Source organism: Hyphomonas sp. CACIAM 19H1, from assembly GCF_003325995.1.
Classification (GTDB): Bacteria; Pseudomonadota; Alphaproteobacteria; order Caulobacterales; family Hyphomonadaceae; genus Hyphomonas; species Hyphomonas polymorpha.
This window is the reverse complement of sequence record NZ_CP016437.1, coordinates 1,145,475-1,165,934: the sequence shown is the minus strand read 5'-3', so window position 1 is coordinate 1,165,934 and position 20,460 is coordinate 1,145,475. Positions and strand designations below refer to the sequence as shown.

Below are 20,460 nucleotides of genomic sequence, written 5' to 3'. Positions count from 1 at the left end.
TAGGTCTGCGGTCAAAGCCTATAGGAGCCATAAATGGCGCGTCTTTCCCTTGTAGCCGCTGGCCTTCTTGCCGCACTGCCGCTGACAGCCTGCCTCAGCCCGGCGCGGGATTTCCACGGCTATATCGCAGATGAAGTCCAGCCCATCGATATCAAGCCGGGCGAAGACACCCGTTCGACCGTCCTGGCCCAGCTCGGCTCCCCCTCCACAGAGGGCCTCTTCGATACGAACGTCTGGTTCTACTACTCCGACATTCAGGAGCGTTTCGCCTTCTATCGCCCGAAAGTCGTTGAGCGCAGCATCGTCGCCATCCGCTTCACCGAAGACGACGCCGTGGACGAAGTCGTGCGTTACAGCGTCAATGACGGCCAGATCGTCTCCTACGCCTCGCGTGAAACCCCAACCCGTGGCCGCGAACTCGGCTTCTGGGAACAGATCTTCGGCACCGTGGGCGCCATGCGCCTGCCAAATTCAGATGAGCGCACGCCCGACAACCCGACCGGGCGCCGCTGAGGCTGATGCCCCTGCAGAAATCCGAAGGCCGCAACCGGGAACCCGGCTGCGGCCTTCTTCGTTCAGAAAGGGCAAGCGGCGGCCGCCAGTGGCCACCGGGGCATCCTTTGACGCTTGGCGTGTCAACGGTGCCCCTACCGGGGCCTCGTTTGTCCTGCTGAACCTCCCTGCACCGCATTCTGACGTGCGGCGCTTCTGCGTCGGAAAAGAATAGTCGCCTAGGGGTCCACGCCCAATCGAAAGCGTCACACCCCGTCATAGAATTTGCCGATATGTGCGCCGCACAAAGAAAAACTCCCGGAGTTGCCCCCGGGAGTTTCCGTTGATTTTGCCACTGACAATCAGTGTCCGGCCAGAACCGCCAGCATCAGAAGCGCCACGATGTTCGTAATCTTGATCATCGGGTTCACGGCGGGGCCGGCCGTATCCTTGTAGGGATCACCGACCGTATCGCCCGTCACAGCAGCCTTGTGGGCTTCAGAGCCCTTGCCGCCATGATGGCCGTCTTCGATGTACTTCTTGGCATTGTCCCATGCGCCGCCGCCCGATGTCATCGAGATGGCAACGAATAGGCCCGTCACGATCACGCCCAGCAGCATGGCTCCCACAGAAGCCAGCGCCGCGCCCGATCCGCCAATCAGCAGGATCACGCCGAACAGTACGATCGGCGAGAGGACCGGCAACAGAGACGGCACGATCATTTCCTTGATCGCCGCCTGGGTCAGCATATCCACGGCGCGGCCATAATCGGGCTTCACTTCGCCCTTCATGATGCCCGGCATTTCGCGGAACTGGCGGCGCACTTCTTCCACCACGGCCTGGGCCGCGCGGCCCACAGCCATCATCGACATACCGCCGAAGAGGAATGGCAGAAGACCGCCGAACAGAAGGCCAACCACGACATAGGGATTGGCAATCGAGAAATCGACATTGATCCCGTAGAAGAAAGATCCCTCTGTCGCGCGGGCGGCAAAGTAATTCAGATCTTCTGCATACGCCGCAAACAGCACCAGTGCGCCAAGACCGGCAGAGCCGATCGCATAGCCCTTGGTGACAGCCTTGGTCGTGTTGCCCACTGCGTCCAGCGCATCCGTCGTTGTACGGACATCCGAAGGCAGCTCCGACATTTCGGCGATGCCGCCCGCATTGTCCGTCACCGGACCAAATGCGTCGAGCGCCACGATCATGCCGGCCAGCGCCAACATCGTCGTGGTGGCAATGGCAATGCCGTAAAGACCCGCCAGGTTGTAGGTCAGCAGGATGCCGCCAATGATGATCATGGCCGGCAGGGCGGTCGCTTCAAGCGAAACGGCAAGCCCCTGGATGACGTTGGTACCGTGGCCCGACTCCGACGCTTTCGCGATGGAGCGCACCGGGCGGTACTTCGTCTCGGTATAGTAAGCCGTGACAACCACGATCAGCAGCGTCACGAAGAGACCGGCCACACCGCAGGCAAACAGCTTCCAGCCCGTGATCTGGGCTGCTTCGCCGGTGACCGGGTCAACAAGGCCGAGCAGCGCGCCAGCGCCCTCCAGCGTGCCGCCAAGACCGCCCGGAAGAACGGTATGGATCGCAAGCGCCAGGCCGCCGATGGACAGCACGCCCGTCACGTTAAGCGCCTTGTAGAGCGCGCCCATGACATTGGTGGACCCCTTCGACAGGTTGGCAAAGAAGGTGCCGATGATGGACGTGACAATGCAGACCGCGCCGATGGCGAGAGGCAGCATCATGATTTCGGCGATGTAGGGCGTGGCCGCAAAATAGATCCCGCCCAGAACCATCGTGGCAACCAGGGTCACTGCATAGGTCTCGAACAGGTCAGCCGCCATGCCGGCGCAGTCGCCCACATTGTCGCCCACGTTGTCGGCAATGGTTGCCGGGTTGCGCGGATCGTCTTCGGGGATGCCGGCTTCCACCTTGCCCACCATGTCACCGCCGACATCTGCACCCTTGGTGAAGATGCCGCCGCCGAGACGGGCGAAGATCGAAATAAGCGAAGCGCCGAAGCCGAGCGCCACCAGCGAGTCGATGATCTCCCGCTTCTGGCCTTCATCGCTCAGGCTCAGCCCCATCGGGCCGGTCAGCAGGCCGTAATAGCCAACGATGCCGATCAGCGCGAGGCCAACCACAAGCATCCCGGTCACCGCGCCGGATTTGAACGCCATCTGCAGGCCCGCATTCAGGCCCTGACGCGAAGCTTCCGTCGTGCGCACGTTGGCGCGCACCGAAACCAGCATGCCGATATAACCGGCCGCGCCCGAAAGCACCGCGCCGATCACGAAACCAACCGCCGCCTTCCAGCTCAGCAGGATCACCAGCGCAATCGCGACGACCACGCCGACGATGCCGATGGTGCGGTATTGGCGCTTCAGATAGGCGTTGGCGCCTTCCTGAATGGCGGCCGCAATTTCCAGCATCCGGGCATTGCCCGCTGGGGCTTTCATGATCGACTGGATCTGAACCCAGCCGTACAGAACCGATAATATACCCGCACCAAGCGCGAGCGCGTACCATGTCATTAGGGTTTCCTCCTTGCGTTCCCCGAGAGTGAAACTCAGCCGGGTTATACCCCGGTCCGGTTTCCTTTTTCTTCTTAGACTGTCTTGCCTGCCAGCCGCGCCGGACGCGCGCAAGATGCATCGCGTCAGGAGCGAGCGGGAGGCTGTCCGACTCGGCCATGCTCGAAGGCGAGGGTTTCCGGTAAGTTAACAGGTTTTCCACAGACCGTGGCGCTCAGCCCCGCCCCTTCGGTCAATCGCCCGACCCGGGTCACCTTGAAACCGGAATTTCCAATAAATCCAGAGGATTGCGGGCTTGCCGCGAACAGCAGCTGATAGTCATCGCCCCAGGAGGCAAGGTCCAACATTTCCACAAGGCTTGTTGCCCTGCCGGCAAACGGAACCCGCTCAAGCTCGATTTGCGCCGCCAGCCCGCTCGCCGCCGCCAGGCTCGCCAGATCCCCCAGCAGCCCGTCAGAAACGTCCATCGCCGCGCTGGCATGGCTGGCGATGAGATTTCCTGCCTCCAGGGGTGGCAGGTCAGGTGCCTGCAGCGCGCTCAGCCAGCGCGCCTCGTCCCGGCCTTCCGTCTTCCAGAGATACCCGCGCCGCGCCGCGCCGATCTCGCCGGTCACCCAGACCTCATCCCCCGGCCTGCCCCCACCCCGGCGCACGGGCGCAGGGCCGAGGCACTCGCCCGTCAGGGTCAGCGACAGGAACAGGCCGCCCGGCGTGATAACGGTGTCGCCCCCGGCCAGAAGGATGCCCCATCTGTCCAGCTCTGTTCCCAAACTGTCCGAAAATGTCCGGATCTGTCCGGGATCGCGCCCCGCCTGGGGCCATCCCAGGGTCAGCAGCGCCTCCCGTGGCCGCGCGCCAGAGCCCAGAATATCCGACACATTCACGCGCACCAGCTTGCGCGCAACGGTCTCGATCGGGTCATCGGAAAAAAAGTGTACCCCCTCCACCATCGCATCGACAGTGGCGATCAGGGGGCCATAACCCTTTGAAAGTTCGGCGGTATCGTCAGTCAGTCCCGCCGCGCCCGGCGCCTTTGCCAGCGGCGCGAAATAACGGCGGATCCAGTCCTTCTCGGCCATCAGCGGCCCTTACAGGCCCTCGCGGCCGATGGCGTAAAACCGCTCCCGCCGCTGCGCCCTCAGCTCCGCCGGCGTCATGCCCTCCAGCTCCTGAAGCGCGGCATCAATCGCCTTTGCTGCAGCCGCCATGGCACGTTGCGGGTCACGGTGGGCCCCGCCGACCGGCTCCTTGACGATGCCATCGACAATCTTGTGCTTCAGCAGCTCCGGCGCCGTGATGCCCATGGCCTCAGCCGCATCCTTCGCCTTGGTCGCATCGCGGTAGAGGATTGAGGCGCAGCCTTCCGGCGAGATCACTGAATAGATGGCATATTCCATCATCAGAACGCGGTTTGCCGCCGCGATGCCGATGGCCCCGCCCGACATGCCCTCGCCGATAATCAGCGTCACAAATGGCACGCCCAGCGACAGGCCGCGCTGGGTGCCCCGCGCGATTGCCTCGGCCTGGCCGCGCTCTTCCCCGCCCTTGCCGGGATAAGCTCCGGCCGTATCCGGGAAGGACAGCACGGGCAGATTGAACTTCTCCGCCAGATCCATGAGGCGCACCGCCTTCCGGTAGCCTTCAGGATGCGCCATGCCGAAATTGTGCTTCAGGCGCTTCTCGGTGGTGCGGCCCTTTTCATGGCCCATCAGCACGACGGAGCGGCCCTTGAAGCGGGCGATGCCACCGATGATGGCTTCGTCGTTACCATACACCCGGTCACCCGCCAGCTCCTCGAAATCCTCGAAGACGGTGGTGATGAAATCGGAAAGGTGCGGCCGGTCCGGATGCCGCGCCACCTGCGTGATGCGCCAGGCGTTCAGCTCCGAATATATTTGTTTCAGCTGCCGGACCGACTTGGTCTTCAGCTTCGCCAGCTCATCGCTGATGGAAGGGCCATCCTTGCGGGCGGCCAGCGCCTCCAGCTCCGCGATTTTCGCGTCAAGCTCCGCAATCGGTTTTTCGAATTCAAGATAGGTTGCCATGGCCGCCTAACTAGCAACCCCATTCCGCTTCGCCTAGCGGCTTTTCAGCCAAGCGTCTTGGTCAGCATCACCACCGCCGGCAGGATAAGCACCCCCAGAAGAACCGGAAAAACAAATAAAATCAAAGGCAACGTCATCTTGGCGGGCAGCGCCATGGCTTTTTCTTCGGCCATCAAAATCCGCCGCTGGCGCATATCTGCCGAGAAAACCCGCAGGGTTTGCCCCAGGGACGTGCCCATTTCCTCCGCCTGGCGCAGCATTGTGGCCAGCGATCCGGCCTCTTCGATTCCCATCCGGTCGGCAAAGGCGCGCCATGCCATCTTGCGCGATTTGCCCGCCCGCAGCTCCAGAGACAGAGTCCGCATATGCCCCGCAATGATGGGATGGCGCAGCTCCAGCTCCTCCCCCACCCGCTGCACGGCAGCGTCCAGGCTGAGCCCCGCCTCCACACAGGCCACCATCAGGTCCATCATGTCCGGAAAGCCGCCCGAGCAAGCCTGCTTGCGCTGGGAAATGCGCGTGTCGAGAAACTTTCCCGGCGCCGCCAGCCCCGCCAGCACCAGCGTGATAGAGGCAAGGATCGGGGCGTATTTCGGAAAATCCTGCAGATAAGGCAGGGCGAAGAACAGGCCCACCTGGGGGATCACCACACACACGAAACGCGCAAAGAAATAGCGTGGCACGGCCTTCGGCCCGGTAAAGCCTGCCAGGTTCAACTTCGCGCGCGCTGCGCTGACTTCCGCCCCGTCCGTAGGCGCCGCATTGTCCGCCATGCCCATCACCGCCTTGCCCAGCCGGTTCTCGCCCCGCTTGGCTTCAACGGGAGCGGCTCCCGGCCGCTGGGTCAGCCGCCGCTCGATATCCCCGGCATCCTGACGGCTGCGCACGAAGGAGATCAGCCCCGGCAGAGCTAACACCAATGCCAGCAATCCAAGAACCACGGGAACCACCGGACCAGACGTGAGCAGCGCAGACATCATCCGTCTCCCTACATCTTGAAATTGATCATGCGGTTCATCACCAGATTGCCAATGCCCATCCACACCAGCAGCCCCGCAAAGCTGTACTGGATCATCGGTTCGTGGATGACGCTGCCATAGAATTCCGGGCGCAGCATATGGATCGCTGCCATCACGATGAACGGCGCAGATGTAAGTATCATTGCCGAAACCCGCCCTTCGGAAGAAGCCGCGCGCACTTTGAGACGCATGGTCTGCCGCTCACGGATGGTATTGGTGTTCGATTTCAGCAACTCTGTCAGATTGCCACCGGTCTTCTCCTGCAGGCGAACCGTTGCGGCAAACAGCTCCACATCCGGATCCCCCGCCCGCTCGGCCATGCGCTGCACGGCATTGGTCAGCGACATACCGTAAGACACCTCATCGGCTGTCATGCCGAATTCGGTACCGATCGGGTCTGGCATCTCCCGCGCCACCAGGCTCACGGCGGTGGCGACCGGGTGGCCTGCCTCCAGACTGCGGCAAACAATCTGCAGCGCATCCGGCAATTGCGTCGCCAGCTTCTTCGCCCGCGCGCCGGCAATGTGCCGTATCACCACAATCGGCGCGCCGATCAGAACAACCAGGAAAACGGGAATGGCCGCCACCAGGCCGCCAAGATAGATGAACGCCGCCACACCGGACGCCACCGCGCCCGCCAGCGACATGCCCGCCCAGCGCGCCGGCTGGAATTTCAGGCCAGAGCGCACGATCAGCCGGTTCAACCAATGCAGCGACATGGTGAGATTGCCGTCGCGGTCCAGACCCCGGCTCTTTCGCAGCTCCACCATCGCTTCATTGTGCGTAGCGAAACGCTCCTTGAACTGCAGGCGGCGGTTCACAATCTGCTGTGTACGCACATCCGAAATGAGGCTCAGCACGGATTGCGCCGCCAGCACCAGCGCGCCCACTGCCATGATCGCCGGGATCACCAGCCGCGTGTCGAGATTTGCAATATCCGGCAGGGAAAACACGGGCGGGGCCCCTTCAGAACTTGCTTGAGGGATCAAACAGGCCCGCAGGCATGAACACGCCCTTGCGCTCCATCTCATCCATGAATTTGGGACGCAGGCCCGTGGCAGCGAAATGACCGAGCACCTTGCCTTCTGGCGAGGTGCCGGTGCGCTCGAATTTGAAGATTTCCTGTAACTGCACAACAGAACCTTCCATACCGGTAATCTCGGCAATCGAGATCACCTTGCGCGAACCATCCGACAGCCGTGTTGCCTGAACAATGAAGTTCACCGCAGAGGCTATCTGCCCACGGATGGCCTCTTCGGAAATCTTCATGCCGCCCATCATCACCATCTGCTCCAGGCGGGTGATCGCGTCGCGCGGATTGTTGGCGTGGATCGTTGCCATCGAGCCTTCATGGCCGGTGTTCATCGCCTGCAGCATGTCGAACGCTTCTTCCGAGCGCACCTCGCCGAGGATCACCCGGTCCGGCCGCATCCGCAGGGCATTCTTCACCAGCTCCCGCTGGCGTATCTCGCCCTTGCCTTCGATATTCGGCGGGCGTGTTTCCATCCGCGCCACATGCGGCTGCTGCAGCTGCAGTTCGGCGGCGTCCTCAATGGTAATCAGGCGCTCGTCGGGGCTTATGGCAGAAGACAGCGCATTGAGCAGCGTTGTCTTGCCAGAGCCCGTGCCGCCGGAGATGACCGTGGACGCCCGGCATTTCACAGCGCCCAGAATGAACTCCGCCACCGGCTTTGGAATTGCGCCAAAATCCACCAGCTTGTCCATCGTCAGGGGAGACTTTGAAAACTTCCGGATAGAGACGAGCGGTCCATCAATGGCAATCGGCGCCACAGCGGCGTTCACCCGGCTTCCATCCAGTAGGCGCGCATCCACCAGCGGCTGGCTCTCATCCACGCGCCGCCCCACGGCGGCCACGATCCGCTGAACGATCCGCAGCAGGTGATCATTGTCCGCAAACCGCACCGGCGCCAGCTGCAGCTTGCCGCGCCGCTCGACATATACCTGATTGCAGCCATTGATCAGGATGTCCGCAATGGAATCGTCCTTGAGCAGAGGTTCAATCGGGCCAAGCCCTGTCATCTCGTCCATCACGGCATCGGCGAAAGACGCCTCCTCGGCCGCAGACAGCGCCATCTCTTCCTTGCGGATGATCTCGCTGATGATGCCACGCACGCGGCGGCGCATCGTTTCGTCGTCCAGCTTGTCGAGCGCGGAAAGATCAAGCTCGTCGATCAGCTTCGCATGCACGCGCAGCTTTGCGTCCAGAAGGTCAAACGCAGCCTGCTCCGGCTTACCGCGCTGCGCGGGCGATACCGGGGCAACGGCCACGGGCGCTGATTCCGGCAGCTTGGGCGCCGCGCTGGTAAATCCAAACCGGCTCATCGCTTCGCCCTCTTGGCTTTATGGTTTGCCGCCAGCGTGGCGAGCGCCTCCTCCGGCGCCAGCTTGCGCACCAGCCCCGCCACATCGGCCACCAGCGGACTTTTCGGCTTCACGTCGGCAATCGGCTTGCCGAGGTTCACGGCGGTGCGCGCTGCGTCCCAATCAGAGGTAATGGTCACATCAATCATCCGCTCGATGGACTTCTCGGCCTTCTCCACCGGAAATCCTGCCCGGAAATTCTTCTTCGGGAACATGCGGTTCAGCACAAGCCGCGCCTTGCTGCCATCCTTGCGCAACGCGTCAATATCCCGGCACATATCCGCCGCCGCATGCAGGCTCGGCACTGTCAGCTCACTGACCACAATAGCCTGATCCACTGCCGCCAGAACGGGCTTCGTCCAGGGCATCATGTGGCGCGGCATATCAAGCAGCACATATTCAAAGCTGCTGCACGCCACATCCAGAAGGCGCAGGATGGCGGCTTCGGTTGCCAGCGCGTCAGCATCGGGATCACGCGGCGAAGCAATGATCGACACGCCATCCTCATGCTGCCAGCACCAGGCGGCCATCAGCCGCGCGTCCAGCCGCTCGGGCGCAGCAGACAGCGCCTTGAGGTCCAGCTTCGGCACTGCTTCGAGGAAGGATGCCGTCATCCCGTCCGCGAGATTAAGATCAACCAGGCATACCTTGCCGGGCCCCACAATCCGCGCCAGCGCAAAGGCGCTTTCAATCGCCAGAGTGGAAACGCCCGCCCCGCCCACGGCGCCGCGAAATGCCCAGCAGACAGAGGCCTGAGGCGGCGCCTTTTCCCGCTCGGCCACCCGCGTCTCACAAAGACGCTCGAAAGCGCCCACTATATCGCCAGCGCCGGCAGAAGAGGGCAGAATGTCGGAGGCCTCGATCTTCATCAGGGCCCGCACCATATGCGCCGGCAGCTGATCAGACACCACGATCACGGCGCTGCCCGGCCGCTCCACCGCCAACAACAGCAATAGCTGGTCCCATCCCGGCATACCCTGCTCAATCAGGATCAGCCCGCCGCCATGCCGCAACACCGTCTCCGGCGGCGTCAGCGCGGAAACATCAAACAGCTCCGTACATATCGGCGCCAGCGACGCGGCGACGTCTCCCCGCGCCAGAACTGCCAGCGGCGGTAGGGGCGCTCGCCCGCCCTCTGCGCCCGGCATCTGCGCTGCTATCGCTCCGTGGGTCACTCCCCGCCCCCCGTTCCGCCGGCATCGGCGAGCTTTTTCGTCTTGCCCTCATTCAGCGCCTGGACGGCCTTGGCCGCGCGCACGCCGGAACTCGTCTCCACAGGGCGAGAATTGGGCAGGTTCACATCCCGCACAGCCTGCGCCGCAATGTTCGCCCGCGTCGCCTCGCCCAGCACATACTGATCCTGCCGGTCATAGGAGGCACAGGCTGCAACAGTGAACACAGCCCCAAGAATTGAAAGTCGCACGATTTTGATCATGGTCAGTTCCCTGAAAATACGGTGGGACTTGCGGTAGTCTGCCCCAGCAGGAAGAACTCCGCCTCTGTCGGCTCGGCCACAGCGTCCAGCGGCGAGGATACAGCCTCGGGATGCGAGAAAGGCTGAACGAGGCGCGGCGTCACGATGATGACAAGCTCGGTTTCGTTGCGCTGATACCGTTTGGAAGAAAACAGCGCCCCCAGCACCGGCACATTGCCCACCCATGGCGTCTGGCGCACGTCATTGCTGTAATTGTTCTGAAGCAGGCCCGCGATGGCAAAGGCCTGCCCGTCATGCAGTTCCACCGTCGTATCGGCCCGGCGCACGGAGACGCCTGGAATATCGATGTTGGACGCGCGAATGCCATTGCCCCGGTCCAGCGCCGACACTTCCGGCCGCACACGGAGGTTCACCAGACCATCGCCCAGAACAGTCGGCGTGAAATCAAGGCTCACGCCGAACTTCTTGAACTCAACGGTCACTTCATTGTCGCGGCTCGCCACCGGGATTGGAAACTCGCCCCCCGCCAGAAAGCTCGCCGTATCGCCAGACAGCGCCACCAGGTTCGGCTCCGCCAGTGTGCGGATAATGCCTTTTTCCTCCAGTGCCCGCAGGCGGATATCGATATTCTCGCCGCCCACATTGGTGAACACCGCCAGCGTCTTCTCCAGCAGGCCGGAAACCGTTCCGCTCTCCGTGCCGACCACCACATCATTGGCGTTGATCGTGTTGCCAAAGCCGATTTCACGCACCGCATTGCGGCTCGCTTCCAGGAAGCGCACCTCCAGCATCACCTGCTGGCTCTGCCCCACAGACAGCCCATTCGCCACCCCGCCGGGCACATGCCGCTCGGCCAGTTGCAGCGCCATTTCCGCGGCCGCTGCCGTCGTCACCTTGCCGTCGAGATACACGCCGTCATGCACCGCATACACATCAATGATCTCCCCCGGCAGAAGGCGGCGCAGATCCCCGCGCAGCTCGTCCAGGCCAAGCTTCACCTCAACTTCGATCAGCTCGGCAATCGCGCCCGCTTCATCATAGATCAGTACCGTCGTCCCGCCCGGCCGCTTGCCGCGCACGAAGAAAGAGCGGTTGGAAGTCGGCATCGCCTCGGCGATTTCCGGATCGGCCACCACGATGGTCGCAAAGGACGCATCCGCCTCCACCACTGCCGATTTCCCCCGGCGCAGTTCCAGCCGGTCAGCCCCCGCCGCAGCGGACCGCTGCGTCCAGGCCAGCACGGGCTGCGCGCAGAGCGCCGCCAACACTCCAGCCATCAGTATACGTTTCATGCTGCGCATCAGCCTGCCCCTCCCGTTGCCGCAGCAGGAACTGCCGGCGGCGCCACAGGTGTCGTCACCTGCGTATCCTCCGATCCATTGATCACGCGCACAGTGGCCGTCGTGGGCGCACGCGCCGTCCGCGCCGGGCGTGTCTGCGGTTTCTTCGCCGCCTTCGGCGCCTCGATCACCTCGGCGAGTTCTTCCTCCCGCCCGATCAGCGCAAGGCCCAGCGCCGCGCGCCGGCTCGCCGCGCCCAGCAGAAGCGCGTCCTGCGGCGTCACTTCCAGCGTCACGGTATTGGAAGGCCGCGCGCCCTCAAGGCCGGATTCAAACGTCTGGTCCACAGCCAGAACCTTCACGCCCCTGAGCACAGGTTGCGCCAGCACATTGGCCGAGCGCCGCGCATCTTCCGGCGCCGCACGCGCGTCCTTCTCCTCGACAAACTCGTTCACATCCACACGGTCGCCCGGCAGCACAAACCCTGCCACGCCGGTATCGTTGGAAACCACCACCGAAACGGCCCGCATCCCCGGCTGGATATTCGCCGCCAATGTCAGCACACTGCCGGTCATGTCGATCTTCTCCGCCAGCAGCGGCTCACCCGCCACCATCAACCCGCGGGAATAAGCTTTCTCGCCCAGATCGGAAACGGCGCGCAGCGCGCCCGCCGGAACGGCGTTCTCTGGCCAGTCCCGCAGCTCCACCATTGTAGGATCAATCAGCTTGCCGGGCTCGATCGCTGTCTTCGCCACGGCAATCTGCGTCATCTGGATTGCAGGCGCCGCCACCACGGTGGCATTCGCCTCCGGCCCACCGCCGCCCATGAACTCGCGCCCGAAAAAAATAGCGCCCGCGCCCAGCGCCAGAGACAAGCCAAGGCTTATCAGGGGTATCGCTTTCATTCTGAAGCCCTCTATCAACACAGCTTCTGCTGCGTTCCCGGCTACAGGTTTAAGCAATGCGTTATAAGGTCTCCTGAAAGAGACGCGGTTAATCTCATCCGGGGGCGGAAGGTGAATTTAACCATACTGGCAGCGCGCTTACGAATTATTATCCGTAAGCAGACAGGGTTAATTCACGTCAACCATGTTTCAGGCTGCCCCGCCAATGATCCCGGCATAAAGGGCGGCGTCCACATTCCCGCCTGAAAGGATGATGCCGATGCGTTTGCCCTTCATCCCTTCAGGCACCCCCTTCAGCGCCGCCGCCAGCGCAGCACATCCGCCCGGCTCGCCCACAACGCGCAGGTAACGGAAAGCCATCCGCATGGCCTCGCGCACCTCTGCGTCGGAAACCCGCAAACCGCCCGCCAGCTGGCGCTGGCCCAGCGCAAACGTCAGATAGCCCGGCTTTGGCGTAAGGATGGCGTCACAGATCGAGCGTGTGCCCGGCGCATTGGCGAGGATCTCGCCCGCTTCCAGAGACCGCGCCCAATCGTCATGCGCTTCCGGCTCCGCCGCCCAAATTTTTGTGGCTGGCGACAGCTGCCCGAAGGCCAGCGCCACGCCATTGATCAGTCCGCCGCCGCCAGCAGGGGAAATCAGATGGTCCAGCGGCTTGCCCATCGCCTCTGCCTGGCGCGCAAACTCAAGCCCCGCCGTGCCCTGCCCGGCGATGATGTCAAAATCATCATAGCTCGGAACAATCACGGCGCCGCGTTCAGCCGCCAGCCGCGCGCAGATTTCCTCGCGGTCTTCGGTGTTGCGATCATAAAGGTAAACCTCGCCGCCATCGGCGATCACGCCGTCTACCTTCACCTGCGGCGCATCGGCCGGCATTACGATCAGCGCCGGCATCCCCAGAAGGCGCGCGGCCCGCGCTACGCCCTGCGCATGGTTGCCGGAAGAAAACGCCACCACGCCGGCCGCCTTTCCTTCAGGGGGCACCTGCGCCAGCCGGTTCATCGCCCCGCGGATCTTGAAACTCCCGGTCACCTGCAGGCACTCAGCCTTGATCAGCAGTTCCGCCCCGGCCAGTTCATCCAGCGCCGGATGCGAAAGTACCGGCGTCTCGCGCACCACGCCGCGCTGGCGCTCGGCAGCAGCAAGAACATCTTCGAAAGCGGGGAGTTTCAGCGGTTTTGTCATGGCGCCGTGATAATCAGAAGAGCGACGCCGGGTAAAGCGGGTAAAAGACCCGCCTCTCCCACTTCATGTGACAGGATATTTCACCCCGTCAGCCTGAGTGCCCCTTATCCCCTGGAGGGAAGGCCCGCGCTGGCATAAGCCCGCGCCCCGGCAAAAATCAGATCAAAGCCCCTGCGCGGTCTTCTTCACCAGCGCCTTGGCAAATTCCGCCGTATCCGGATTATCCAGCGCATGGGCCAGAACGGCGTCGAAATAGCCGGTCTTGTTCCCGCAATCATGCACACTGCCTTCAAACTCATAGGCGTAGAAATCCTGGATCTCCATCAGCTTCGCCATGGAATCGGTCAGCTGGATTTCCCCGCCTGCGCCTGCGCCCTGCTTTTCCAGAAGGCCGAAGATTTCCGGCTGGAGAATGTAACGGCCGGTGATGGCGAGGTTTGACGGCGCGCTCTCGCGCGGCGGCTTCTCCACCATGCCGGACATCTTGATGAGGCGCCCGTCGCGCGACACCGGCGCGATCACGCCATAGGAAGACACCCGCTCCTCCGGAACCGGGTCTACCGCGATCACATTGCCGCCCACCTTGTCATAGGCGTCGATCATCTGTTTCAGGCTCGAAGGTTTGCCCTTCACGATCACGTCGGGCAGCAGCACGGCAAAGGGCTCGTTGCCGATCACATCGCGCGCGCACCACACCGCATGGCCAAGGCCGAGCGGCTGTTGCTGGCGCACGAAACTGGAGGACCCCGCCGGCAGGCGCGAAGCCTCCACCTGTTTCAGGATGTCGGTCTTGCTCTTGGCGGCCAGCTGGGTTTCCAGCTCATAGGCATGGTCGAAATAGTCCTCGATGGCGCCCTTGCTGCGGCCGGTCACAAACACGATGTGCTCAATGCCCGCTTCCAGCGCCTCGTCCACCACATACTGGATCACCGGCCGGTCAACGACCGGCAGCAGCTCCTTCGGGATGGCCTTGGTGGCCGGCAGCACACGCGTGCCGAGCCCGGCAACGGGAAGAACAGCTTTTCTGACGCGCATGCGCGTAAAACTCCTTGAAACCCGGCAGTGACCTAGCGTCCCATCCTGCCTGTGTCCAGCAAATCGCCCGTCAGGCGAGTGTCAGGTGAAAATCGCTCAGGCCCCGCCCAGCAGAACCTGCGCTGCCAGCCAGGTCGAAAGTGCAACCACAAGCAGCATGGTGAGAATGCGCATCAGCCGGCTTTCATTCTGCGGCGTAAAGGCGGCCTCGAGACGGGAATGCAGAATATGAACGGGGGAATGGTGGCCCGTGCGCGCCGGCGCCTCTGCCATTTCGTCGGCCGGCTTGGCGGCGGGCGTTTCCGGTTCCCGGTCATGGGGTTTCTTGACGGCGTTCATGGGGTCACCCTTGGGATCTGTTTGTCCCGAATTGTCCGGATTTGTCCCAAAACTGGCCTAACATCGCCCTAACGCGGCAGTGAAAATTCCAGATAACGCTCTGAAATGGCCGGCAATATCAGCGATTTGCACGCTCCAGCCGCCCGCTGTCGTTTTTCCGGACGCCAAAAACATCCGCCAGCGTCTGCGCCGAAAGCGCCGCCTCCGGCGCGCCATCGGCGACCAGCGCGCCCGCGTGCATCACAAGAATGCGCGGGCAAAACCGCGCCGCCAGTTCCAGATCGTGCAGCACGATCAGCAGCGTTCGCCCCGCCTTCGCCTCCGTCGTCAATGCCTGCATCAGGTCCAGCTGATGCGCCACATCCAGCGCTGCGCACGGCTCGTCCAGCAACAGCACCGGCGCCGGCGACGCCAGCAGCCGCGCCAGATGCACCCGCGCCTGCTCCCCGCCGGAAAGCGCCTGAAACGACCGTCCGGAAAGATGGGTCGCGTCGGCCTTGTCCAACGCCTCGCGCACCGCGGCCTGATCGGCCGGCCCCATGCGGTCGAACGGTGCCGGCGCCTGCGCAAACCGCCCCAGCGCCACTACATCCTCCACCCTCAGGTTCCAGGCCACTGGCCGGGTCTGAGGCAGCCAGGCCAGATGCTTTGCCCGCTCCCGCACGCTCAGCTTGTCCGCCGGGGCGCTGCTTATGCGAACCTCTCCCTGGCAAGGCACCACGCCCGCCAGCGCCTTCAGCACCGAACTCTTGCCCGCGCCGTTGGGGCCAACCAGCGTAGCCATCTCGCCATTGGTCAGCCAGAAGGAAACGTCCCGCGCCACATCCCGGCCATTCAGCGTCACGCTCAGATGCTCCGCCGAAATCATGACGACGCCCTCCCCAGCCGCGCCGCGATCCAGATGAAAACCGGCCCGCCCACCAGCGCCGCCGCCACGCCCAGCTTCAGCTCCTGCTGGAAGGGCAGCACGCGGATCGCAATATCCGCCGCCATCAGGATGATGCCCGCCAGCAGCGCCGACGGGATCAGCAGCCGTTGCGGGTCATACCGCACGAACGGCCGGATCACATGCGGCGCCACGATACCGACAAAGCCGATGGTGCCCGCTGTCGCCACGCTGGCGCCCGCCAGCAGCGACGTGCCGCCAATCACCAGCAGGCGAATGCGCCGGGGGTCTGCGCCCAGGCTGGTTGCCGTCTCGTCGCCAAAGCTCAGCGCCCGCAGCCCCGGCCCCGCCAGAAACACCAGCGCCGCCCCGATCACCCATCCCGGCGCGCCCAGCAGAATGTCGTGCCAGGACCGGTTGGCGACCGAGCCCATCATCCAGTTCACGAGGTCTGCCAGGCTGTAAGGGTTCGGCGCCATGTTGAGGGCCAGAGACATCAGCGCCCCGGCAAAACTGGAAAGCCCGATGCCGATCAACAGCAGCGTCACGCTGCCTGCCCCGCGCATCGCCGCAAACACCAGCAGCAGCGTGGCCACGCCCGCGCCCAGGATGGCCGCCACCGGCACAGCAAAACTGTTCACCGCCGCAAAGCCGAAGAATATCGCCACCACCGCGCCCAAAGCAGAGAAGGCAGACACACCCAGCACGCCCGGCTCGGCCAGCGGGTTCTGCAACAACCCCTGCAACCCCGCCCCCGCAAGCCCCAACGCTGCGCCTACCGCAAACGCCGCGACCGCGCGCGGCAGGCGCAGCTCCCAGACAATCGCCTGCACACGCGCGTCGCCCTGCCCGGCAAGCGCCGCCAGCGCGTCCCCCACCGGCACTGCGGCCGTGCCCAACAGCCCGGAGATCGCAAACAGAACCGCCGCCACCAGCGCCAGCCCGAGCGTCAGGCGGCTCATCGCGCCGCCTCCAGTGCGGCGGCAATATCGGCCGCCTCATCCGCCACGAACCAGGCGCCGCAGGACACGCGGGACTCGTCCATATCGATCACCTGCGCCTTCGCCATCAGCCGCCGCATCACCGGATGGCGCGAGACAGACCAGCTGTCGGTCGCATCATCATCAAACCCGAAAAACGCCGCCAGCATCAGCCCCGGCGGCTCCATCACCAGACTTTCCAGCGGCAGACTTGTCCAGCCCGTTCCGGCATTGGCGTTCTCAAGACCCGCATGCGTCATGATCGAGGCGATCATCGTATCCTTGCCCGCGCTCACCCCGCCCGGTGTCACATACAGCGCCGCCCGCCCGCTCGGCGCAGCCGGCTTGGGCGCTGCCGCCAGAATAGCCTCCGCCCGCGGCCCCTGCCCGATGGCGGAGGCTACCTCGCGCAGCAGGTCGCCCGTGCCGTCTACGTCATTTGCATAGCCGATCTGCACCGTGCGAATGCCGAAACGCTGGTAAAGCGCCAGCGCCCGCGCGTCCCCGCCCCAGCTGCGCACGACAACCTCCGGGGCGAGCGCGACGACATCCTCCGCCGCCGCGCGCACCTTGGGAATGCCTGCCGCCTTGTCTCTCAGATGGCTGAACTGTCGTTCGCTATCCTTTGAGAGCGCAAGGATCTGCTCCCGGTCTGCCAGCGCCAGCACGAACTGATCGGCGCAATAGTCCAACGACACGATTGTAGGGCGGGCCGGCTCTGCCGAAGCAAAGCCGGTCAGCCCCATCAGGAGCAAGGCGGCAAGCCTCAGTCTCACTTCAGTTTCAGCCCGATGAATACACCGGCACCGGGGCCATTATAGCCGTAGATGTCAGTGGCGGTTTCATCGAAGATGTTCTCGCCGCGCAAGGTCACCGCAATGCGATCCGTGAGCGGATATTCCGCCGTGACGGACGCCAGCGTGTAGGCACCCAGCGTCACCGGGCGGGCCGGAAACGGTCCGAAATCCGTGTCGCCCTGTTCGCCCACATAATCGAGCGCCGCGCCCAGCCGCAGGCCATCCGGCCTCACCGTCCAGTCAATCGCCAGCGAAGCGGTGGCATCCGGAATGCGGATTTCATCCACGCCGTTATTGTCCTGTGAGTCAAAGAAGGTCGCCTGGCCGGAGACCGCCAGATTTGCCAGCGCCTGCCAGCGCGCCGCCAGTTCAACGCCGCTGCGCTCGCTGTCTGTGGCGCGGTTCGCCGCCGTGGAGGTAAAATCCGGATTGAAGGCGGTGTAGATCTCGTTATCCAGATCGGCACTGAAATAGGCCGCCGAATAGCTGAACGTGCCGACCGTCTGTTCCCAACCGATTTCCCAGCTGGTGGACTCTTCCGGCTTCAGGTCCGGATTGCCGACGAAGCTGCCGGGGAAGAAGCCGAACAGTTCCGTGAACGTTGGATTTTTCACGCCCGTGCCAACAGAGCCGCGAATGCGCCCGTTCACCTGATCGAACGCATACCCCGCGCCCAGACGCCAGGTGGTGGCATCGTCAAACCGGCCCTTGTTGTCGTCATGACGCGCCGATGCGGAGAAGTCGAAAGCGCCGGCCGCAAGGCGGTATTCACCGGCAAACCCGACAGATTCAAACGCTTCGGACGCATCGGTCCCGCCACCATACTGAACGTCGCGGCGATCATAAGTTTCACGCTCATAGTCCACCAGACCGGTCAGCGTGTGGATACCGCTGGTATAGCTCGGCGACCAGGCAAGTTTCGTGCGCTTGCCCTTGGCGTCATCCGTCTTTGCCCCGCCACTGAAATTGTCCCGCTCCACTTGGTTGAAGCTGGCGCGGATCACGTGATCCAGTGGCCCGTAAGCGCCCGTCAGCGCGCCGCCGATCAACCACTGATCCGCCTCGGTGCGATTGTCAGTGTCGTTGAGAAGCCCGTCATAATCCGTATCCGAATCGAATTCAGACTCCGTCTGCCGCGCCAGGCCAACCAGAGACAGCGCCCAGTCCGCCCCCAGATCAAGCTTGCTGGTCAGCAGGCCGGAGAACGCTTCAGATCCATCCTTGCTGCCGCCCGTGCCAGAGGAGTCCACGCCATCTGTCGTAAAGCCGGTAACCGCTGCACCAAAATTTGGCCCACCAAACCCCGCAGCGCCGCGCACGGTGCCAAAGCTGCCCGCCTCCGCAGAAGCGTTGAACCCTGCTTCCCGCGCCGCCGAAAGCGACACCACGCCGCCAATCGCGTCTGATCCGTGGATAGAGGACGCCGCCCCGCGCAACACTTCGATCCGCCCAACCGGCAGCGCCGTCAGCAGGCCGAAATCTGTCTCACCATTCACCGGATCGGAAATCTCGATGCCTTCAAAGAGGACCAGCGTATGGTTGGCCTCAGCCCCGCGCATCCGCACCTGGGTCAAACCACCAACGCTTCCCGCACGGGAAACGGCCACCCCCGGAACAGCGCGCAACTGGTCTACGGGGTTGGGTGACAGGCGAACGGCCAGATCGTCCGCCGTCAGTACGGATACGGAAGATGTCACGCTGTCGAGTTCGACCGGGCGCAGGCCGGAAACTTCGATGGGATCGAGCACGCGGGCTTCTTCAGCCTGCGCGAGAGAAGCATTGAGAACAAGCGCAGACGCGCCCATGAGGGTAAGTCTGAGGAACATGGGTCCACAGGTCCTTCTTTGGCCGGAGGATGTGCGTTACCTCCCCGCGGCGGGTTCATGACATGTCGCATGAACGGAAGGGTGCCTTCCGCGGCCCTACGCCTGTTCCCGGACGGCGAGCCAACGACGGCAACAGGCAGGTCTCCTGACTTTGCGGATCATCGCCGGAGAGAGCTGCCTTCCCGGTTTCCCAGTGGCGTATGGCTCTCACGGCTCCCCGCTCACAGTTACGGGCATAGCGCCGGATTCCCACCGGCTTCCCTTTTCACCCGGACTTTACCGGGCACCTGTCGCGTGAAGGCGCTGTAATGCGGATTTTGCGGGGCGGCAAGCGGGGGCATCGATATGGCCGTTCTCCACTCCCTCACCTTTCGTCACGCTCGATGGCCTTCAGGCCATCTGAGCGCCCATCTCCAAACCTCGCCGATAAAGCCAATGGCAAGTTCAGGTGATGGGCACTCAGATGCGCTGCGCGCATCGAGTGTGACGAAGATCGGGATCTGGCTGGAAGCCGTCCTGTTAAAGACTGTTGAGCAGATGCCCGCCATCAACCACGAGCGTCGAGCCGGTCATGAAGCTGCCTGCGTCTGACGCCAGCAGCAGCAGCGGTCCGGCCAGTTCGTTGATGTCGCCAATGCGGCGCATGGCGATGCGGCGGATCATCTGCATGCCCTGCTCGCTGTCGAGGAAATCGTCATTGATCTCGGTCTTGAAATAGCCCGGCGCAATCGCGTTCACCCGCACGCCATAGCGGGCCATTTCCAGCGCCATCTGGCGGGTCATGTGGTCAACCCCGGCCTTGGAGACGCAATAGGCCGTCGTCATCGCCTGCGGATGGAGGCCGGTGATCGAGGCGATGTTGATGATCGAACCCTTGGCCTTGGCCGCAACCATGGCGTTTGCGCCATGCTTGGCCACCCGCCACACGCCGGTGAGGTTGGTGTCGATCACCGCGTTCCAGTCTTCCTCGCTCATGTCGCGGAACCAGCCCTCGCGGGACATGCCGGAATTGTTGACGATGATGTCGGCGGGCCGGCCGAGTGCTTCCTTGATCGAGTCGAAAGCGGCCACGATGCTGCCATCATCGGTCACGTCCATCGCCACCGAAAGCGCATTGCCGCCTTTGCGGTTGATCGCGGCGGCAACCTCTTCAAGACGGTCCATCCGGCGTGCCGCAAGGACAACGGTTGCCCCGGCATCGGACAGAACATGCGCAAAATGGCGCCCCAGACCGCTTGACGCTCCGGTAACCAAAGCCACGCGATTAGCCAGACTAAACATACTCATGCCCTAAACCCTCAAAATAACTATTGC

The 20,460-nt window shown here is 63.4% G+C and carries 19 protein-coding genes and 1 riboswitch; of the genes, 1 reads left to right on the top strand and 18 read right to left on the bottom strand.

The features are described from left to right. The first annotated feature begins 33 nt into the window (after nt 1-33). Nucleotides 34-513 carry an outer membrane protein assembly factor BamE gene (locus BBF93_RS05600; RefSeq protein ID WP_035594437.1) on the top strand — a complete coding sequence of 160 codons (480 nt, stop codon included), beginning with the start codon at nt 34-36 and terminating at the stop codon, nt 511-513. 341 nt (nt 514-854) lie between these two features. Here BBF93_RS05600 and BBF93_RS05595 read toward each other — a convergent pair whose 3' ends face one another. From BBF93_RS05595 to BBF93_RS05510, 18 genes are all read right to left on the bottom strand, one after another. Beyond that, on the bottom strand, nt 855-3,032 hold the full coding sequence (locus BBF93_RS05595) for a sodium-translocating pyrophosphatase (RefSeq protein WP_035594435.1): 2,178 nt from the start codon (nt 3,030-3,032) through the stop codon (nt 855-857). Nucleotides 3,033-3,157: 125 nt separating this feature from the next. Next, nucleotides 3,158-4,111: a thiamine-phosphate kinase gene (gene thiL / locus BBF93_RS05590; protein ID WP_114105272.1), complete on the bottom strand. Its 954-nt coding sequence runs from the start codon at nt 4,109-4,111 to the stop codon at nt 3,158-3,160. A 9-nt stretch (nt 4,112-4,120) separates the two neighbouring features. Then, nucleotides 4,121-5,077, bottom strand: a complete 957-nt coding sequence (locus BBF93_RS05585) for an acetyl-CoA carboxylase carboxyltransferase subunit alpha (RefSeq protein ID WP_114105271.1) — start codon at nt 5,075-5,077, stop codon at nt 4,121-4,123. Nucleotides 5,078-5,121: 44 nt separating this feature from the next. Then, entirely contained in the window at nt 5,122-6,054 is a 933-nt protein-coding gene (locus BBF93_RS05580; RefSeq protein WP_162786425.1) for a type II secretion system F family protein, read from the bottom strand. Nucleotides 6,055-6,065: 11 nt separating this feature from the next. Further along, nucleotides 6,066-7,049: a type II secretion system F family protein gene (locus BBF93_RS05575; protein WP_233349286.1), complete on the bottom strand. Its 984-nt coding sequence runs from the start codon at nt 7,047-7,049 to the stop codon at nt 6,066-6,068. A 13-nt stretch (nt 7,050-7,062) separates the two neighbouring features. Continuing rightward, the gene (locus tag BBF93_RS05570; RefSeq protein WP_035594425.1) at nt 7,063-8,439 is read right to left on the bottom strand and encodes a CpaF family protein; all 1,377 of its coding nucleotides are present in this window, start codon (nt 8,437-8,439) and stop codon (nt 7,063-7,065) included. After that, a complete protein-coding gene (locus tag BBF93_RS05565; RefSeq protein ID WP_162786424.1) occupies nt 8,436-9,653 on the bottom strand; it encodes a hypothetical protein in 1,218 nt (405 codons plus the stop codon). Before BBF93_RS05565 ends, BBF93_RS05570 begins: the two co-directional genes overlap by 4 nt. Beyond that, nucleotides 9,650-9,913 carry a hypothetical protein gene (locus tag BBF93_RS05560; RefSeq protein ID WP_114105268.1) on the bottom strand — a complete coding sequence of 88 codons (264 nt, stop codon included), beginning with the start codon at nt 9,911-9,913 and terminating at the stop codon, nt 9,650-9,652. The genes BBF93_RS05565 and BBF93_RS05560 overlap by 4 nt, the downstream gene beginning before the upstream one ends. Before the next feature lie 2 nt (nt 9,914-9,915). Next, nucleotides 9,916-11,214 carry a type II and III secretion system protein family protein gene (locus BBF93_RS05555; RefSeq protein ID WP_114105267.1) on the bottom strand — a complete coding sequence of 433 codons (1,299 nt, stop codon included), beginning with the start codon at nt 11,212-11,214 and terminating at the stop codon, nt 9,916-9,918. Then, nucleotides 11,214-12,098, bottom strand: coding sequence for a Flp pilus assembly protein CpaB (gene cpaB / locus BBF93_RS05550; protein WP_114105266.1), 885 nt, complete (start codon nt 12,096-12,098; stop codon nt 11,214-11,216). The genes BBF93_RS05555 and cpaB overlap by 1 nt, the downstream gene beginning before the upstream one ends. Before the next feature lie 189 nt (nt 12,099-12,287). Continuing rightward, entirely contained in the window at nt 12,288-13,283 is a 996-nt protein-coding gene (locus BBF93_RS05545; RefSeq protein ID WP_114105265.1) for a threonine/serine dehydratase, read from the bottom strand. Nucleotides 13,284-13,445: 162 nt separating this feature from the next. Beyond that, nucleotides 13,446-14,318: a UTP--glucose-1-phosphate uridylyltransferase GalU gene (gene galU, locus BBF93_RS05540; RefSeq protein WP_114105264.1), complete on the bottom strand. Its 873-nt coding sequence runs from the start codon at nt 14,316-14,318 to the stop codon at nt 13,446-13,448. A gap of 96 nt (nt 14,319-14,414) precedes the next feature. Continuing rightward, nucleotides 14,415-14,657 (bottom strand): hypothetical protein, encoded by a 243-nt coding sequence (locus BBF93_RS05535; RefSeq protein WP_114105263.1) that lies wholly within the window; start codon nt 14,655-14,657, stop codon nt 14,415-14,417. Between the two features lie 118 nt (nt 14,658-14,775). Beyond that, nucleotides 14,776-15,525, bottom strand: coding sequence for an ABC transporter ATP-binding protein (locus BBF93_RS05530; RefSeq protein WP_114105262.1), 750 nt, complete (start codon nt 15,523-15,525; stop codon nt 14,776-14,778). Next, complete coding sequence (locus tag BBF93_RS05525) at nt 15,522-16,505, bottom strand: iron ABC transporter permease (protein ID WP_114105261.1); 984 nt, start codon at nt 16,503-16,505, stop codon at nt 15,522-15,524. Before BBF93_RS05525 ends, BBF93_RS05530 begins: the two co-directional genes overlap by 4 nt. Further along, entirely contained in the window at nt 16,502-17,299 is a 798-nt protein-coding gene (locus BBF93_RS05520) for an ABC transporter substrate-binding protein (protein WP_162786423.1), read from the bottom strand. Before BBF93_RS05520 ends, BBF93_RS05525 begins: the two co-directional genes overlap by 4 nt. Further along, complete coding sequence (locus BBF93_RS05515; RefSeq protein ID WP_233349285.1) at nt 17,296-19,146, bottom strand: TonB-dependent siderophore receptor; 1,851 nt, start codon at nt 19,144-19,146, stop codon at nt 17,296-17,298. Before BBF93_RS05515 ends, BBF93_RS05520 begins: the two co-directional genes overlap by 4 nt. A gap of 117 nt (nt 19,147-19,263) precedes the next feature. Further along, nucleotides 19,264-19,452, bottom strand: a riboswitch (cobalamin riboswitch). A 213-nt stretch (nt 19,453-19,665) separates the two neighbouring features. Continuing rightward, complete coding sequence (locus BBF93_RS05510) at nt 19,666-20,433, bottom strand: SDR family NAD(P)-dependent oxidoreductase (protein WP_114105258.1); 768 nt, start codon at nt 20,431-20,433, stop codon at nt 19,666-19,668. Nucleotides 20,434-20,460 lie beyond the last annotated feature (27 nt).

Excerpts from the sequence above, each read along its gene's own strand:
- BBF93_RS05600 (WP_035594437.1), top strand. The coding sequence starts at position 34 with ATGGCGCGTCTTTCCCTTGTAGCCGCTGGCCTTCTTGCCGCACTGCCG.
- BBF93_RS05595 (WP_035594435.1), bottom strand. The coding sequence starts at position 3,032 with ATGACATGGTACGCGCTCGCGCTTGGTGCGGGTATATTATCGGTTCTG.
- thiL (WP_114105272.1), bottom strand. The coding sequence starts at position 4,111 with ATGGCCGAGAAGGACTGGATCCGCCGTTATTTCGCGCCGCTGGCAAAG.
- BBF93_RS05585 (WP_114105271.1), bottom strand. The coding sequence starts at position 5,077 with ATGGCAACCTATCTTGAATTCGAAAAACCGATTGCGGAGCTTGACGCG.
- BBF93_RS05580 (WP_162786425.1), bottom strand. The coding sequence starts at position 6,054 with ATGTCTGCGCTGCTCACGTCTGGTCCGGTGGTTCCCGTGGTTCTTGGA.
- BBF93_RS05570 (WP_035594425.1), bottom strand. The coding sequence starts at position 8,439 with ATGAGCCGGTTTGGATTTACCAGCGCGGCGCCCAAGCTGCCGGAATCA.
- BBF93_RS05560 (WP_114105268.1), bottom strand. The coding sequence starts at position 9,913 with ATGATCAAAATCGTGCGACTTTCAATTCTTGGGGCTGTGTTCACTGTT.
- BBF93_RS05555 (WP_114105267.1), bottom strand. The coding sequence starts at position 11,214 with ATGCGCAGCATGAAACGTATACTGATGGCTGGAGTGTTGGCGGCGCTC.
- cpaB (WP_114105266.1), bottom strand. The coding sequence starts at position 12,098 with ATGAAAGCGATACCCCTGATAAGCCTTGGCTTGTCTCTGGCGCTGGGC.
- BBF93_RS05545 (WP_114105265.1), bottom strand. The coding sequence starts at position 13,283 with ATGACAAAACCGCTGAAACTCCCCGCTTTCGAAGATGTTCTTGCTGCT.
- galU (WP_114105264.1), bottom strand. The coding sequence starts at position 14,318 with ATGCGCGTCAGAAAAGCTGTTCTTCCCGTTGCCGGGCTCGGCACGCGT.
- BBF93_RS05535 (WP_114105263.1), bottom strand. The coding sequence starts at position 14,657 with ATGAACGCCGTCAAGAAACCCCATGACCGGGAACCGGAAACGCCCGCC.
- BBF93_RS05530 (WP_114105262.1), bottom strand. The coding sequence starts at position 15,525 with ATGATTTCGGCGGAGCATCTGAGCGTGACGCTGAATGGCCGGGATGTG.
- BBF93_RS05525 (WP_114105261.1), bottom strand. The coding sequence starts at position 16,505 with ATGAGCCGCCTGACGCTCGGGCTGGCGCTGGTGGCGGCGGTTCTGTTT.
- BBF93_RS05515 (WP_233349285.1), bottom strand. The coding sequence starts at position 19,146 with ATGTTCCTCAGACTTACCCTCATGGGCGCGTCTGCGCTTGTTCTCAAT.
- BBF93_RS05510 (WP_114105258.1), bottom strand. The coding sequence starts at position 20,433 with ATGAGTATGTTTAGTCTGGCTAATCGCGTGGCTTTGGTTACCGGAGCG.